Origin of the sequence: Burkholderia sp. Ap-955, assembly GCF_011753045.1 — a bacterium.
Taxonomy (GTDB): domain Bacteria; phylum Pseudomonadota; class Gammaproteobacteria; order Burkholderiales; family Burkholderiaceae; genus Burkholderia; species Burkholderia lata_D.
This window is the reverse complement of the sequence record NZ_VWWH01000233.1, coordinates 1-563: the sequence shown is the minus strand read 5'-3', so window position 1 is coordinate 563 and position 563 is coordinate 1. Positions and strand designations below refer to the sequence as shown.

Genomic DNA, 563 nt, shown 5'->3' with positions numbered 1-563 from the left:
CATCTTGAGATACATCGATACAATCACAACCCGGATAGTTTTCACGTCCATCTCAAGACGCTTCCGCTATCCAAATTACTTACTTCTTCCAGATTGTTAAAGAACGACAGCCGATACGTACTACGTATCACTCTGACTGGCTCAATCGCCAATGACAAAGATTCGACTCAAGTCGAATGCTTGTCATTGAAGATTGGTGGAGGCAGACGGGATCGAACCGACGACCCCCTGCTTGCAAAGCAGGTGCTCTCCCAGCTGAGCTATGCCCCCATTGAGTACAGATGACCTCAGGTGTGTTACCGCCAGACAATGGTGGGTCTGGTTGGATTCGAACCAACGACCCCCGCCTTATCAAGACGGTGCTCTAACCGACTGAGCTACAGACCCCTGAGTCTGTCTTTAAATTTACAGCCGATAAGCGTGAGCGCTCAACTTGTGCGAGAAGCTCTGGAAAGGAGGTGATCCAGCCGCACCTTCCGATACGGCTACCTTGTTACGACTTCACCCCAGTCATGAATCCTACCGTGGTGACCGTCCTCCTTGCGGTTAGACTAGCCACTTCT

At 50.8% G+C, this 563-nt stretch carries 2 tRNA genes and 1 rRNA gene; all 3 read right to left on the bottom strand.

What is annotated here, in order from left to right:
- Positions 1-194: 194 nt before the first annotated feature.
- Positions 195-270 (bottom strand) — tRNA-Ala (locus F3J15_RS37520).
- 40 nt (positions 271-310) lie between these two features.
- Positions 311-387 (bottom strand) — tRNA-Ile (locus F3J15_RS37515).
- 64 nt (positions 388-451) lie between these two features.
- A 16S ribosomal RNA gene (locus tag F3J15_RS37510) occupies positions 452-563 on the bottom strand; the annotation flags it as partial.